At 68.3% G+C, this 12,998-nt stretch carries 14 protein-coding genes; 8 read left to right on the top strand and 6 right to left on the bottom strand.

Annotated features, from left to right (window positions below; all coding sequences use genetic code 11):
• Positions 1 to 4 precede the first annotated feature (4 nt).
• The 4 genes from atpG (at position 5) to NOV65_RS07270 (ending at position 3,363) form a co-directional block, all read left to right on the top strand.
• A complete protein-coding gene (gene atpG, locus NOV65_RS07285) occupies positions 5 to 886 on the top strand; it encodes an ATP synthase F1 subunit gamma (RefSeq protein ID WP_257305434.1) in 882 nt (293 codons plus the stop codon).
• A 119-nt stretch (positions 887 to 1,005) separates the two neighbouring features.
• Complete coding sequence (gene atpD / locus NOV65_RS07280) at positions 1,006 to 2,427, top strand: F0F1 ATP synthase subunit beta (protein ID WP_257305433.1); 1,422 nt, start codon at positions 1,006 to 1,008, stop codon at positions 2,425 to 2,427.
• A 60-nt stretch (positions 2,428 to 2,487) separates the two neighbouring features.
• On the top strand, positions 2,488 to 2,910 hold the full coding sequence (atpC, locus tag NOV65_RS07275) for an ATP synthase F1 subunit epsilon (protein WP_257305432.1): 423 nt from the start codon (positions 2,488 to 2,490) through the stop codon (positions 2,908 to 2,910).
• A 93-nt stretch (positions 2,911 to 3,003) separates the two neighbouring features.
• A complete protein-coding gene (locus NOV65_RS07270; RefSeq protein WP_257305430.1) occupies positions 3,004 to 3,363 on the top strand; it encodes an Hpt domain-containing protein in 360 nt (119 codons plus the stop codon).
• A gap of 7 nt (positions 3,364 to 3,370) precedes the next feature.
• Here NOV65_RS07270 and NOV65_RS07265 read toward each other — a convergent pair whose 3' ends face one another.
• Positions 3,371 to 4,132, bottom strand: a complete 762-nt coding sequence (locus tag NOV65_RS07265; RefSeq protein ID WP_257305429.1) for an MBL fold metallo-hydrolase — start codon at positions 4,130 to 4,132, stop codon at positions 3,371 to 3,373.
• Positions 4,133 to 4,210: 78 nt separating this feature from the next.
• Positions 4,211 to 4,783, bottom strand: coding sequence for a hypothetical protein (locus NOV65_RS07260; protein ID WP_257305428.1), 573 nt, complete (start codon positions 4,781 to 4,783; stop codon positions 4,211 to 4,213).
• A gap of 102 nt (positions 4,784 to 4,885) precedes the next feature.
• Here NOV65_RS07260 and NOV65_RS07255 point away from each other — a divergent pair, with 102 nt between their 5' ends.
• Both NOV65_RS07255 and NOV65_RS07250 read left to right on the top strand, forming a co-directional pair.
• Positions 4,886 to 5,929 carry a tetratricopeptide repeat protein gene (locus tag NOV65_RS07255; protein ID WP_257305427.1) on the top strand — a complete coding sequence of 348 codons (1,044 nt, stop codon included), beginning with the start codon at positions 4,886 to 4,888 and terminating at the stop codon, positions 5,927 to 5,929.
• A gap of 84 nt (positions 5,930 to 6,013) precedes the next feature.
• Complete coding sequence (locus NOV65_RS07250; RefSeq protein ID WP_257305426.1) at positions 6,014 to 6,892, top strand: phosphoribosylaminoimidazolesuccinocarboxamide synthase; 879 nt, start codon at positions 6,014 to 6,016, stop codon at positions 6,890 to 6,892.
• A gap of 40 nt (positions 6,893 to 6,932) precedes the next feature.
• Here the strand turns inward: NOV65_RS07250 and NOV65_RS07245 are convergent, their stop codons facing one another.
• The 4 genes from NOV65_RS07245 to NOV65_RS07230 form a co-directional block, all read right to left on the bottom strand.
• Positions 6,933 to 8,198 (bottom strand): M16 family metallopeptidase, encoded by a 1,266-nt coding sequence (locus tag NOV65_RS07245; RefSeq protein ID WP_257305424.1) that lies wholly within the window; start codon positions 8,196 to 8,198, stop codon positions 6,933 to 6,935.
• A complete protein-coding gene (locus tag NOV65_RS07240; RefSeq protein ID WP_257305423.1) occupies positions 8,195 to 9,865 on the bottom strand; it encodes a M16 family metallopeptidase in 1,671 nt (556 codons plus the stop codon). The genes NOV65_RS07245 and NOV65_RS07240 overlap by 4 nt, the downstream gene beginning before the upstream one ends.
• A gap of 28 nt (positions 9,866 to 9,893) precedes the next feature.
• Positions 9,894 to 10,799, bottom strand: coding sequence for a DUF4097 family beta strand repeat-containing protein (locus NOV65_RS07235; RefSeq protein ID WP_257305421.1), 906 nt, complete (start codon positions 10,797 to 10,799; stop codon positions 9,894 to 9,896).
• Positions 10,800 to 10,915: 116 nt separating this feature from the next.
• Entirely contained in the window at positions 10,916 to 11,569 is a 654-nt protein-coding gene (locus NOV65_RS07230; RefSeq protein WP_257305420.1) for a LacI family DNA-binding transcriptional regulator, read from the bottom strand.
• A 32-nt stretch (positions 11,570 to 11,601) separates the two neighbouring features.
• Here NOV65_RS07230 and NOV65_RS07225 point away from each other — a divergent pair, with 32 nt between their 5' ends.
• Both NOV65_RS07225 and NOV65_RS07220 read left to right on the top strand, forming a co-directional pair.
• A complete protein-coding gene (locus tag NOV65_RS07225) occupies positions 11,602 to 11,739 on the top strand; it encodes a hypothetical protein (RefSeq protein WP_257305419.1) in 138 nt (45 codons plus the stop codon).
• Positions 11,740 to 11,807: 68 nt separating this feature from the next.
• A complete protein-coding gene (locus tag NOV65_RS07220) occupies positions 11,808 to 12,980 on the top strand; it encodes a thiolase family protein (RefSeq protein ID WP_257305418.1) in 1,173 nt (390 codons plus the stop codon).
• The last annotated feature ends 18 nt before the right edge of the window (positions 12,981 to 12,998 follow it).

The following is a 12,998-nucleotide window of genomic DNA, read 5'->3' as shown; positions in this document are numbered from 1 at the left end:
TCCGATGGCCGGTCTCCAGGACATTCGCCGCCGCATCCGGTCGGTGAAGAACACCCAACAGGTCACCAAGGCCATGAAGATGATCTCCGCAGTGAAGCTGCGGAAGTCTCAGGAGCGCCTGGTGGCCCTGCGCCCCTACGCCGGCAAGATGATGGAAGTCGTCCGCCGGGTCGTGAGCCGCATCAAGGGTGATTCCGAGATCCAGCCGGGCCCCGCCGCCCAGGCTTTCCTGTCCCCCCGCGAGGAGAAGCGCATCCGCGTGGTCCTCGTGGCTTCGGACAAGGGGCTCTGCGGCGGTTTCAACGCCAACGTGCTCAAGGCCGCCAACACGTTCGTGGCGGAAACCACCGCCGAGATCGTCCACCTGGATGTGGTGGGCAAGCGCGCGGCCGAGTGGGCGCGCAAGCGCCAGCTGACCGCTGCGGGGGAGTACCTTGGCATTCCCCTGGCCGGCTTCCAGCGCGTGGTGACCGAGATCTCCGAAGGCGCCGCCGCCCAGTACCACGCCGGCGAGATCGACGCGCTCTACGTGATCTACAACTACTTCAACAGCCCCATGTCCCAGACGCCCACGGTGTTCCGGGTCTTCCCCATGGAACTGGACCGGCGCGCCGAGGGCCGCGAGGCCCTCGAGGTGTCCCACCTGCTGGAACCCGATCCCAACTCGGTGCTGGAGACCCTGCTGCCCCGCTTCGTCGAGACCGAACTGCTCCGCAACCTGTTGGAGAGCAGCGCTTCCGAGCATGGCGCCCGCATGGCCGCCATGGACAAGGCCAGCAACAACGCCGGCGAGATGATCGCCAAGCTGACCCTGACCATGAACAAGATCCGCCAGGCCGGCATCACCAACCAGATCATCGAGATCGTGTCCGGAGCAAATGCTTGAAACCGCGAATTTCGCGAATGTTCGCGAATGAAACGGTCCTTTGAACCACCCGCAGTCCTCACCAGCTCTTCTTCGCGTCCATTAGCGTCATTCGCGGTTACTTCTTTTCCGAGGTCCCCATGTCAACCACCCTTCAAGGCCGCGTGATCGCGATCGTCGGTCCCGCCGTGGACGTCGAGTTCGGCAGCCACCTGCCGGAAATCATGAACGCGCTGCTCACCGAGATCAGTGGCGTCACCGTGACGCTGGAGGTGCAGCAGCACCTCGGCGAGAACCGCGTGCGCTGCGTCTCCATGCAGCCCACCGAGGGCATGATCCGCGGCCAGATCGTGACGGATACGGGCAAGCCCATCAACGTGCCCGTGGGGCCCGAGACCCTCGGTCGCATCATCAACGTGGTGGGCGACCCGGTCGACGAGCGCGGTCCCATCGGCCACAAGATGACCCTGCCCATCCACCGCGAGGCCCCCAAGTACGAGGACCTGAACACCACGTCCGAGATGTTCGAGACGGGCATCAAGGTCATCGACCTGCTGGAGCCCTACGCCAAGGGCGGCAAGACGGGCCTCTTCGGCGGCGCCGGCGTGGGCAAGACCGTGCTGATCATGGAGCTCATCAACAACATCGCCAAGGGCCACGGCGGCTACTCCGTGTTTGCCGGCGTCGGCGAGCGCACCCGCGAAGGCAACGATCTCTGGCACGAGATGATGGATTCCGGCGTCATCGACAAGAACGACCTGTCGAAGAGCAAGGTGGCGCTCATTTACGGCCAGATGACCGAACCCCCCGGAGCCCGTGCCCGCGTGGCGCTCACCGGCCTCACCGTCGCCGAGTACTTCCGCGACGTGGAGGGCAAGGACGTGCTGCTCTTCGTGGACAACATCTTCCGCTTCACCCAGGCCGGCGCCGAAGTGTCCGCGCTGCTGGGCCGCATGCCCTCCGCCGTGGGTTACCAGCCCACGCTGGCCACGGAGATGGGCGAGCTGCAGGAGCGCATCACCTCCACGAAGAAGGGGTCCATCACCTCCGTGCAGGCGGTGTACGTGCCCGCGGACGACTACACCGATCCCGCGCCCGCCACCACCTTCGCCCACCTGGACGCCACCACGAACCTCTCCCGTGAGATCGCGGCCTTGGGCATCTACCCCGCCGTGGATCCCCTCGCGTCCACCAGCCGCCTGCTGGATCCCCGCATCCTGGGCGACCACCACTACAACACCGCCATGCGCGTCAAAGCGATCCTGCAGAAGTACAAAGAGCTGCAGGACATCATCGCCATCCTCGGCATGGACGAGCTGAGCGACGATGACAAGCTCGTCGTGGCCCGCGCCCGCAAGATCCAGCGCTTCCTCAGTCAGCCCTTCTTCGTGGCCGAGCAGTTCACAGGCATGGCCGGCAAGTACGTGAAGCTGGAAGACAGCATCAAGGGTTTCAGTGAGATCTGCGACGGCAAGTGGGATCACCTGCCCGAGCAGGCCTTCTACCTCGTCGGCACCATCGAGGAAGCCGTCGAGAAGGCCGAGAAATTGGCGGCGGTATAGTTTCGCTTTCCCCCGCTCGGAATCCGCTCTGCGGATTCCGAGCCTTGAAAAGAGCCTGCCATGTCTCAATCCATCAAGCTGGAAGTCGTCACCCCGGAACGGCCGGTCTTTTCGGCCGAGGTGGCCGAGGTGCAGTTCCCCACGGCGGCCCGCGGCTACTACGGCATCCTGCCCGGTCACACGCCCCTGATGACCGAGGTGGGCGACGGCCTGCTCTACTACATCCGGGACGGCCAGAAACACTGGCTGACGGTCTTCGGCGGCTTCGCGGAAGTGGGCCCCGACCGGGTCACCATCCTGGCCCGGGAAAGCGAGACCGTGGACATGATCGACCTGGAGCAGGTCGAGGCCCAGCGCCAGCGTGCGCTCAAGCTCCTGAAGGAGGCCCACACGGAGCATGACCTGGCCACCGCCCAGGCCGCCCTCGACGCCAGCCTCATCCGCCTCCAGGCCGCCGGACACCCCGCGGGCCACGGGTTCTGATCTTCGGCCATCGCCCCGTTCCAACCTCCCAACTTCAAGGACTCATCCCACTCCGCCGATGAGGGTGGGTGAAGATCGCTCATGGGAGGAGCCTTGCCCGATCCGCTGCCAGTACTCGATCCCCAGCCCCTCCAGGACCTTCTGGAGATGGGGGCGGAGCCAGGACTGGTGCGGGAACTGGTCGGGCTGCTCGAGGCGGACGCTCCCGCCCGGCTGACGGCTTTGCGAAAAGCCCTCGCGGATGAGGACAAGGGTGTGGCGAGCCCGGAAGCCCACCAGCTGAAGGGGGCCCTCGGCACCCTTGGGCTCATGCGGTTCGCGGACCTGACCCGCCAACTGGAGGAGTACCTTCAGGAGGGCCGGTGGAACGAGGCGCGGAGCCTCTCGGAAACGTTTCCGACCGCCTACGAAGAGGCCCTGGCGGCGCTTCGGTCCGCCTTCCCGGAAAACTGAAGACGAATCACCAGGACAGCCGCTCGTTCTGGGCCAGCAGGCTGATCCGCGAATCGCCCAGGGCCTGCAGCTGGGGGAGCATGATGGCCTTGTCGCCCGGCGTGAGGTGGTAGACCCGCACCGGCACGTCGCGATGGAGCTTCCGCAGCTCCACGCCGAGCTTGGCGGGTGTGAGGTGCTTGGAGGCTTCGGCCAGCCAGGCCTGCTCGTTGGGGAAGCTGGCCTCGGTGATGACGAGCCGCAGGTGGGGCGTGGCGTTGGCCACCTCCCAGATCTGGTCGGTCTCAGCGGTATCACTGGTGAAGATGAAGGCGTCCTTGCCGTCCTCGACCTTGTAGCCCACGCAGGGCACCAGATGGTTCACCCGGATGGGCGTGATGTGGAGGCCGCACACATGGTAGGTGTGTTCCGGCTCGATCTCGGTGTAGCGAATGGTGGGATCGTTGGGGCTGGGAATCACGCTGAAGTCGGGCCAGAGCTCGTCGTTGAAGAGATGGCGGCGCAGCGCGTCGAGGGTCTCGGGCAGGGCGTGGATCTCCACCGCCTCGTGAGTGTGCCCGAAGATGTTCTTGGTGAAGAAGGGCAGCGTGCAGATGTGATCCAGGTGGGAGTGGCTGAGGAACACGTGCTGGATCTGCACCTGTTCCTCCACGGTCAGCGCCGCGGTGATGGAACCGGCGTCGATGGCCACGCAGCCGTTCACGAGGAGCCCGGTCAGGCGCTCGCCCTCGGCCTCCCCGCCGCTGCAGCCCAGGATCCGGAGTTCCATCGTTCCTCGGTGAATGAGCCTTCATCATACGGAAAAGGGACACCCGGAGGTGTCCCTTTCACGCATGGCAGCCGGGGCTCAGAACCGGATGCCGCCGTAGATGCCGATCTGCAGCTTGGGCGCGAAGGACTTCAGCGCGTCCTCCTGACCGAGGGAATCGCTGTAGTCCTTCTTGACCAGGGGGGCTGCCACTTCGATGCCGATGAAGGGCTTCACCAGCGGCGTGGGGAAGGCATAGCCGGCATTGACCCGGGCCCAGGGCCGGCCGTACGTGGTGCTGAGGCCAGGGGTGGACAGCTTTTCCGAGCGGTACTCGACGCCGGCGCCCACGGCCACCAGCGCCTTGAAGTTGAACATGGCGCCCACGCCCCAGTATTCCTGGCCGAGCTGCACTCCAGTGTTGGCGCCGTTCACCTTGAATTCGGTGTCGGCCTTGGGCTGGTAGGCGGCGGTGACCTGGAAGAGCGCGGGGCCAAGATCCACGAAGGAGTAACCGAAGCGTCCAGCGACCACCGTCTTGTCCTGGGGTTCTCCAGTTGCCAACCCCGAGGTGTGGCTGGGGTACTGCTGGCGGGAAACATTGAGCCCCACCTCGAAGGTCTGGGCGGCGAGGGGTGCCACTAGGAGCACGGGCAGCAGGAACCTCTTCATGGCGGTCTCCTTAGGCAGATATGGCATCATCGGGCCTGGAGTGGGCGCGGTCAACCTCCAATGGTGCCGGCAAGGGCGACCGGGGCTTGTTAACCTCAGGTCATGCGGGCCCACCTTCGCTTCCTGATCCTGGACGGTTTCGACCCCGATACGGGCGAGCTGGCCCTGCGGGTGGCCTTCCAGTCCGGACCGGAACCGGGCCTGGACCTGATCCGGCTGCGCCTCCACCTGGGAAGAACCGGGAACCCGCTGGAGCCCCTCAGCCGCCAGCTGCGCACGCACGTGCAGATGCCCGTGCCGCCGCTCTGGGAACACGGCCTCCGGACCATCATTCACGCCATCGAGGAGGAGCTGGCCGGGCCGGAGGGGCGGAATCCCCTCCGTTACCTGTGGGTGAAGACCCAGTTGCTGCACCCGGCCGAGGCCGCGCGCTCCACGCCGAACCATCCGGTGGCGCGGCAGGTGGAGATTCTGCGGGACTGGGCGAACCGGCTGGACCAGGAGGGCCAGACCCTCCGGGCCGCCGAAGTCCTGGATCGCCTGTTGCTCCTCGCGCCCAAGGACGTGGCCAGCCTCGCCTACCTGGCCGGCTTCTTCCGCGCCCAGGGCATGGCCGAGGAAATGGCCGCGGTGGCGGAACGCTGGACCAAGGCCGAGCCAGGCCGCATCGAGGCGCACCTGCGCCAGGGCGAGGCCCTGCTGCGCCTCGGCCGCGCCCAGGAAGCCCGGGCGGCCTTCGAAACCGTCCTCAAGGCCCACCCCGTCCACCTGCTGGCGCACCTCGGCATGGCCCAGGCCCTGGGATTGCTGGGGGGGAATCCGTTCCCCCACCTGGACGCGGCCCAGGAGCTGGATCCCGCCGCCACGGCCTCCGTCCTGCGGGAGACCTTCGACTATCGGCTGCTTGCCCCTCCCGCCGGGGACCGGACCCACAGCCTGGAAGCCCTGCCGCCCCTGCTGGGCGTGTCCGGCGCCGAGGTCCAGGACTTCCTCCAGTTCCTGGGCCTGCCCATGACGGGGCCCGAGGGCACTGTGCGCGAGGCCGAACTGGCCCGCTGGACGGGGGTGATGAACCGCTATGCCCTGCTGCCCGGGGGCCTCAACTGGTCGGCACCCACGCCCCGGCGGTTGCCGGATCTGGTCTAGGAACTGTCAACCATCGGCTTTCGGCTGTCAGTGACCGACCGGTGACGGCCGACAGCTAAGATGGATTTCCATTTCGGGGGCCCCATGTCCGTTCTGCTCAGCACCGACCTGCCGTTTCCCATCTTCCGTCGAGGCAAGGTGCGCGATGTATACGACCTGGGCAAGCAGCTGCTCATCGTGGCCACCGATCGCATCAGCGCGTTCGACTGCGTGATGCCCGACGGCATCCCGGACAAGGGGCGCATCCTCACGGCCGTGGCCTCGTACTGGTTTGCCGCCACGGAGGACCTGGTGCCCAACCACTTCCGCGGCAATCCCGCCTGGCCGGCGGCCCTGGAACCCTACCGCGAGGCCCTGGCCGGTCGCGCCGTGGTTGTGGAGAAGACCCGGCCCATGCCCGTGGAGTGCGTGGTGCGCGGCTATCTGGCGGGGAGCGGCTGGAAGGAATACCAGAGCGTCGGCTCCGTGTGCGGCGTGCCCCTGCCTTCGGGCCTGCGCCTGGCCGATCGCCTGCCCGAGCCCATCTTCACGCCCGCCACCAAGGAGGAGGAAGGGCACGACGAGAACATCAGCTTCGAGCGCATGGCCGAGATCGTGGGCGCGGATCTGGCGACGCGGCTGCGGGACCTGAGCCTGGCCCTCTATCGTCGCGGCGCGGAGCTGGCTGCCCAGCGGGGGATCCTGCTGGCGGACACCAAGTTCGAGTTCGGGCTCAGCGACACCGATGAACTGATCCTCATCGACGAGGCCCTCACGCCGGACAGCAGCCGCTACTGGTTGGTGGACACCTGGGCCCCGGGTAAGAATCCCCCGAGCCTGGACAAACAGTTCCTCCGCGACTACCTGGAGACGCTCCCGGGCTGGGACAAACAGCCGCCGGCGCCGCATCTGCCAGAGGCTGTCATCGAAGGGATCCGGGCCCGGTACCTGGACCTGGCCTCGCGCTTTGGTGTGCAGGTCTGAAGGAGCCTTCGGATCCGGCCTGATCCGCGCCGCCCCGAGTTCAGGGGCGGGCGGAAGCTCTCACCGCCTGCGGATCGGCCAGCACGCCGGTCCGCAGGCGGGAGGGATCCAGCCAGCGCCGCAGCGCCTCGTTCAAGGCTTCGATCGTGAGGGCCTCCATGCGAGCCGGGGAGACCGCCCGCTCGCGGGCTTCGGCCACGGCCTCGTCCACCAGGGCCCACGGATGGAGGCCCACGAGGGCGCGACCCGCGGACCAGGCGGACCGCGCCTGGCGGAGGTCCGTCTCCGTGAAGCCGCGCTGAGTGAGTGCTTGGAGGCGCTCACGCAGGGAGGCCTCGACCGCGGCGGTCCCGGGGGCCTCCGCTTCCAACGTGGCCACCAGATCCATGCCCTCCAGCCGAAGCTGCGCGGGAAACAGGACCGGATCTCCGGGCAGGAGCAGAGCCAGCAGGGCTCGGGCTTCCGGGCTCAGATCCGCCGGCTCGGACGCCACCGCCAGTGCCCGCAGGATGGCCCCAGTGGCAGGCGCCTGGCTTGGCCTGGCCTCTGCGGGGGCCCCTGCGGCTGGCCCGGGAACCGTGACGGGAGCCGGTGTGGCGATCGTCGTCGTGGGGGCTGCAGGTTCCGGCCGGACCGTCCAGGTCCCGAAGCTGAGCAGCACGAGGCGCTTGGCCTGCTCCTGGCCCAGATCGCCCTGGAGGACCAGCACGGCCCGGTCGGGTCGCAGCACGCGGGCGAAGAAGGCCAGGAGGTCCTCGTAGGTGACGGCCGTCAGACTCTCGAGGGTGGGGGCCTGGAGTGTCCAGTCTGATTCCAGGGTCTGCCGCAGCTTGCTCTGGGGCGAGGCCTCCAGCCGCTCCGTCTCCCGCCAGCAGGCAAGGCGTTCGGCCTCGAGGGTGGTGGGGTCGATGATCGAGCGGAAGGCACGATCTGCGAGCAGGCCCAGGGCCAGATCCTGATCCCGGCTCCGGGCCAGCAGGCTCCAGGAGAGACCATCCGCACGCAGGTTGGGGGCCAGTTCGATTCCCGCGCCTGCCAGGAGTTGCTCGAAATCCCCGAGGCGGAACGCGCCGGCGTCAGACTGCCCGAGTACGCGCATGGCCAGGGGCGCGAGCCCGGGACGGGCGACGCCGGCCTCGCGTTCCAGGGACAGGTGCAGGCGGGCCCGCACCAGAGGGCGATCGTGGTCCTCCAGCAGGATCACCCGCAGGCCGTTGGGCAGGCTGAATGTCTGGGGCCGGATCCGTGGCTGCGCCTGGATTTGCAGCGTGAAGGCCAGGGCGGCCAGGATCGCCAGGAGTCTCATCGCTTCTCCGGGGCTAGCTGGGCTTCCAGCAGTTTGAGAGTCCGGCGGCGCTCTTCGAGGCTGAGCATGCGGAGCTGGCGGAGCGCTTCGGAAACCATGTGTTCGCGCTGGGCCAGGTCCTCGATGCGGGTGGCGGCGAGGGCTTTCAGCACCCGGGCCGTCTGGGCCTCCAGGGGATCCTGCCCCTCGTTGGGCCCGGCCTGCAGCCAAAGGGTGGTGCGGTGGCTGGGGTTCAGCCAGGTTCTCGCCGCCGCCTGGATGGCCTCGGGCCCGACATTCCGGAGGCGCTGAAGCTCCTGCTCCGACTGCCGCCAGTCACCGGCCTCGACCCAGGCCAGGCCCAGGGCCCGGGCCAGGGCAGCAGGCTCGTCCTGGATGCGGAGCTGATCCACGTCGAATTGGGTGAGGGCACGCTGCCATTCATCCGCGGGGATGGGTTCCTGCTGGAGTCGCAGGATCTCTGTGTGAAGCGCGCCTTCGAGTTCTGCGAGGCTGTGTCCTTCGGCGGGGATCGCACGGATCACCAGCAGGCCCGGCAGCCGCCCTCCCGGCACATCCATCCGGACCTCGACGGACTGGGCCAGGGTCTTCTGCCGCACCAGCCGCTGGCTCAGCCGGCCGGATGGGCCTCCCCCGAGCAGGCCGGCAGCCAGGCGCAGGACCAGATGATCACGGTCCGGACGGGAAGGGATGCGCCAGCTCACCAGCAGCTCCGGCGTTCCCCCCAGCGTCGCCTGGATGCGGCGGTCCCCGAGGTCGGCTGGGATTTCAGGGAGGAGGGGATCCTCGGTATCTCCGTTTGTGGGGCCTGCGGGCAGGGCCCCCAGGTGCCGCTCCACGAGAGGCAGGGCCGCCTCCATCCCGAGCCCCCCGACCAGCACCAGGGTGAGCCGGTCGGGTCGGCAGACACGTCGGGCCCAGGCCTGGAGGTCCGAGCGGCGCATGGCTTCCAGGGCCGGGAGGTGGTCGGCCAGATCCCGGCCGTAGGGATGACCGGGCAGGGCCGCGCCCTGGAGCAACGCCGGTCCCTGGTGCCCCTGGGTGCGGAGTTCTGTTGTCAGGGCGGCCCGGACCTCGGAGAACCGGCTGAGCTGGAGGAGCGTCAGCCGCTGGGCTTCCGTGCGGCACCAGAACTCGAAGGCGGCCGTGGGGAGCTCCGTCTGCACCAGCAGCGCGTCCGCGCTGGCCTGGGCCGTCTGCCGCCCACCGCGGGCAGCATAGACATCCGCCAACGGCGAACCGGAGAACCGGGCCCGCACGGCTTCGTGCAGGGTCCATAGGCTGGCATCCAGGGCCGGGATCTGGCCGACGGTCCCCGGATCCTTCCGCTGGCGGAGCCGCTCCAGCCGCAGGGCTTCGAGCAGGCCATCCTCTTGTTTGAGGAGGGCGTCGAGGGAACCGGCCCCCTTCGAGGCGTCCAGATCCTCGGGCCAGGTGGCACCGTAGAGTGCCCGGGCCAACAGGTCGGTGGCGCCCGCCAGGGTCGGGGGTTCTTCCGCCCGTCCGCCCCGGAAGACCATGGCCGCGTGGAAGGCGTCCAGGCCACGCCGCTCCACCACGACGAGCCGGATCCCGTTGGCCAGCCGCCGCTCCTGCACCTCCGCCGGGTGCGGCGCCTGGGCCTGCAGGCTCAGCGTGGCGAGGAGGACGGGGACCAGGATTCGCATGGCCCCAAGGGTACTACTGGAAAGGGGGCTACTTGACGCGGATGCTGCCGTTGGTGGTTTCGAGGCGGATCGGCTGGGTTCGGCCGGGTACCTTCACGTGGGCGCTGTGCTTGGTGATCTCGATGACCTGGGCGCCGGGGATCTTGATCTCCATGGACCCGTTGCTGTTCTCGGCCATCAGCTCACCGCTGGCCTTGCCCAGTTCCACCTCGATGCTGCCGTTGGTGGATTCCAGGTGGATGCCCTCGCCCCAGCCATCGAGATTGCGGGCGCGAACGCTGCCGTTCGTCGTCTCCAGGTGGATCCCGCCCGCCACGCCCTCGAGGACGATGCGCCCATTGGTGGTGCCGCCCTTGATCCGCGCCACCAGGTTCCGGGCCTCGATGGGGCCGTTGGTGGTGTCCACCAGGACTTCACCGCGCACATCGGACACCATGATGGCGCCGTTGGTGGCCTCGCACCGGGCGTAACCTTCGAGGTTCTCCACCGCCACGGTGCCGTTGGTGGTGCGGAAATGGCCCAGCAGCTTGTGAGGCACCTGGAGCGTCAGTTCACAGCGCGGGCTGATGTAGAGGCCAAAGCTCCAGGAAGGCTGCTGGAACACCGCCTCGATGTCCAGATCCTGGCCCTTCCGCTGGAGCACCAGCTCGACGCGGCGCTTTTCGCTGTCGCGGATCTGGGCGGTGAGGAAGACTTCTTCTTTGTCCCAGCCCGTCACCCGGATGCCGCCGTTGCGGTTCTTCACCCAGAGCTTCGAGCCATAGACCAGCTTCTCCGTCCGCTGCTCGGTCCGGGAACCCGAGGGGACGTCCACTCCGATCATGGGCGCTGGAGGGGCTGGCGGAGCCGGAGGGGCGGGCGGAGGCGGGGGAACCTGGGCCAGCAGCGCACTCCCGACCAGGAACAGGGGGATCCATCGGCTGGAAACGGTCATGATGACTCCCGTGGGAGAAAGAACCAGGGCAGGCCTGGATGTGAAGTTCACGGTAATGCCTCGGAGGCGTTTAGTCATCAGGGCTTGTCCCGGACCCGACCGGGGGCGACTGGGACTCAGCGTTTCCTCGGGGCGGGCCCCAGCGTGGCTCCCTCGATGATCTTCACCGGGACCACGACGTGCCGGATGGCATCCCGCTCGATGGCTCCGAGGGCCAGTGCGACGGCCTCGTGGGCGATGGCGGGGATGTCCTGGGCCACGGAGGCGAGCCCCGGGTAGAGGTCCACCAGGCCGTCGAAACCCAGCACGGAGACCTGCTCGGGGACGGCCACGGAAAGGTCGGCCAGGGTGCCGAGGGCCCCCACGGCCATCTCGTCCGTCGCGCAAAAGATGCCGGTTGGGCGGTGGCCCTGGTGCCAGGCATCCCGCATGAGCCGGTAGCCACCCAGCACCGAACCTCCTCCCCGCAGGATGACGGGGGCCAGGGACTGGCCGCCGTGTTCGGCCAGGGCGGCGGTGAGGCCGGCGGCGCAGTCCACAGCCCACTGGTGCTCATCGGCCACCGTGAGGTGCAGCAGGTCGCGGTGGCCCAGGGCGAGGAGGCGCATGGCGGCGAGGCGGCCGCCGCCGATGTCGTCGGGCGCCACACAGGACACACCCGGGTGATGGCCGATGAGGGCGCCCGGGACCCCGCGCCGCCAGAGGGTCGCCAGCCGCTGGTCGATGTCGGTGCAGTGGAACATCACCACCGCGTCCAGCCGTCGTCGCACCGGGGGCACCGGCTTCCCAGGCAAATGCGCCCGTGGCCCCGAAACCCGACCAGGATTTCTACGACCTCCAGTACCAACGCCTCAAGGCCCTGAAGCGCCTGCGGGACGAGAACCTGATCTCCGAGGCTGAATACCAGGAGAAGCGCGGGGCCATCCTGAAGACGCTGTGACCGGAATACCGACCGGTCCTGAATGATGCGGCTTCGCGATACCCTGGTGCGATCCATCGGAGCCGGCCATGTCCACCTTCATCCTGTCTGCGACCCGCACCGCCGTCGGTTCCTTCGGAGGCGGCCTGAAGCCGCTGAATGCCGTGCAGATGGGTGCCCTGGCCATCACGGAGGCCCTCAAGCGGGCCGGCGTGGCGCCGGAGGCCGTGGGCGACGTGGTCATGGGCAACGTGCTCCAGGCCGGCAGCGGCCAGAATGTCGCCCGCCTGGCGGCCCTCAAGGCCGGCCTGCCCTTCTCGACGCCCGCCCACACGCCGAACCAGGTGTGCGGCTCGGGCCTCAAGGCCATCGCCCTGGGGGCCCAGTCCATCGCGATGGGTGATGCCGACCTAGTGGTGGCCGGTGGCACCGAGAGCATGTCCAACGCGCCCTACCTGTTGCCCGCCGCCCGCTGGGGCGCCCGCATGGGGAACGCCCAGCTCATCGACAGCATGATCCAGGACGGCCTCTGGTGCGGCCATGGCGACACGCACATGGGCATCACCGCCGAGAACGTGGCCGCCAAGCACGGCATTACCCGTGAAGCCCAGGACGCCTTCTCCCTTCAGAGCCAGCGGTCGGCCTTCGCCGCCCAGGCCGCGGGCGCCTTCGACCGCGAGGTGTTCACCGTCACCCTGGCGGGCAAGAAGGGCGACGTGCTCTTCAACCGCGACGAGTACATCAAGGCCGACGCGTCGGCTGAAGGCCTAGCCAAGCTCAAGCCCGCCTTCAAGAAGGACGGCACCGTGACCGCCGGCAACGCCAGCGGCATCAACGACGGCGCCGGTGCCCTGGTGCTGGCCTCCGAGGCCGCCGCCAAGGCCCACCAGCCCATCGCCCGCATCCTCGGCTTCGCCCAGGCCGGTGTGGATCCCGCCACCATGGGCCTCGGCCCCGTGCCCGCCATCCAGAAGCTGCTGGCCAAGACCGGCGTGAAGCTGGCGGACATCGACCTCTTCGAGCTCAACGAGGCCTTCGCCGCCCAGAGCCTGGGCGTGCTGGCGGAGCTGCCCGAGATTGATCCCGCCAAGGTGAACCTGCGCGGCGGCGCCATTGCCATCGGCCACCCCATCGGCGCCAGCGGCACCCGCATCCTCGTCACCCTGCTGCATCTGCTCCAGGACCAGGACAAGAAGCTCGGCCTCGCCGCCCTCTGTGTCGGCGGTGGCCAGGGCGTGGCCATGCTGGTGGAGCGGCTCTAAAGACTGGAACCGCGAAAG

Origin of the sequence: Geothrix campi, from assembly GCF_024609265.1 — a bacterium.
Classification (GTDB): domain Bacteria; phylum Acidobacteriota; class Holophagae; order Holophagales; family Holophagaceae; genus Geothrix; species Geothrix campi.
The sequence above is the reverse complement of the archived record's forward strand: the minus strand, read 5'-3'. Positions and strand labels throughout refer to the sequence as shown.

Excerpts from the sequence above, each read along its gene's own strand:
- atpG (WP_257305434.1), top strand. The coding sequence starts at position 5 with ATGGCCGGTCTCCAGGACATTCGCCGCCGCATCCGGTCGGTGAAGAAC.
- NOV65_RS07250 (WP_257305426.1), top strand. The coding sequence starts at position 6,014 with ATGTCCGTTCTGCTCAGCACCGACCTGCCGTTTCCCATCTTCCGTCGA.
- atpD (WP_257305433.1), top strand. The coding sequence starts at position 1,006 with ATGTCAACCACCCTTCAAGGCCGCGTGATCGCGATCGTCGGTCCCGCC.
- atpC (WP_257305432.1), top strand. The coding sequence starts at position 2,488 with ATGTCTCAATCCATCAAGCTGGAAGTCGTCACCCCGGAACGGCCGGTC.
- NOV65_RS07265 (WP_257305429.1), bottom strand. The coding sequence starts at position 4,132 with ATGGAACTCCGGATCCTGGGCTGCAGCGGCGGGGAGGCCGAGGGCGAG.
- NOV65_RS07220 (WP_257305418.1), top strand. The coding sequence starts at position 11,808 with ATGTCCACCTTCATCCTGTCTGCGACCCGCACCGCCGTCGGTTCCTTC.
- NOV65_RS07245 (WP_257305424.1), bottom strand. The coding sequence starts at position 8,198 with ATGAGACTCCTGGCGATCCTGGCCGCCCTGGCCTTCACGCTGCAAATC.
- NOV65_RS07235 (WP_257305421.1), bottom strand. The coding sequence starts at position 10,799 with ATGACCGTTTCCAGCCGATGGATCCCCCTGTTCCTGGTCGGGAGTGCG.
- NOV65_RS07255 (WP_257305427.1), top strand. The coding sequence starts at position 4,886 with ATGCGGGCCCACCTTCGCTTCCTGATCCTGGACGGTTTCGACCCCGAT.
- NOV65_RS07260 (WP_257305428.1), bottom strand. The coding sequence starts at position 4,783 with ATGAAGAGGTTCCTGCTGCCCGTGCTCCTAGTGGCACCCCTCGCCGCC.
- NOV65_RS07240 (WP_257305423.1), bottom strand. The coding sequence starts at position 9,865 with ATGCGAATCCTGGTCCCCGTCCTCCTCGCCACGCTGAGCCTGCAGGCC.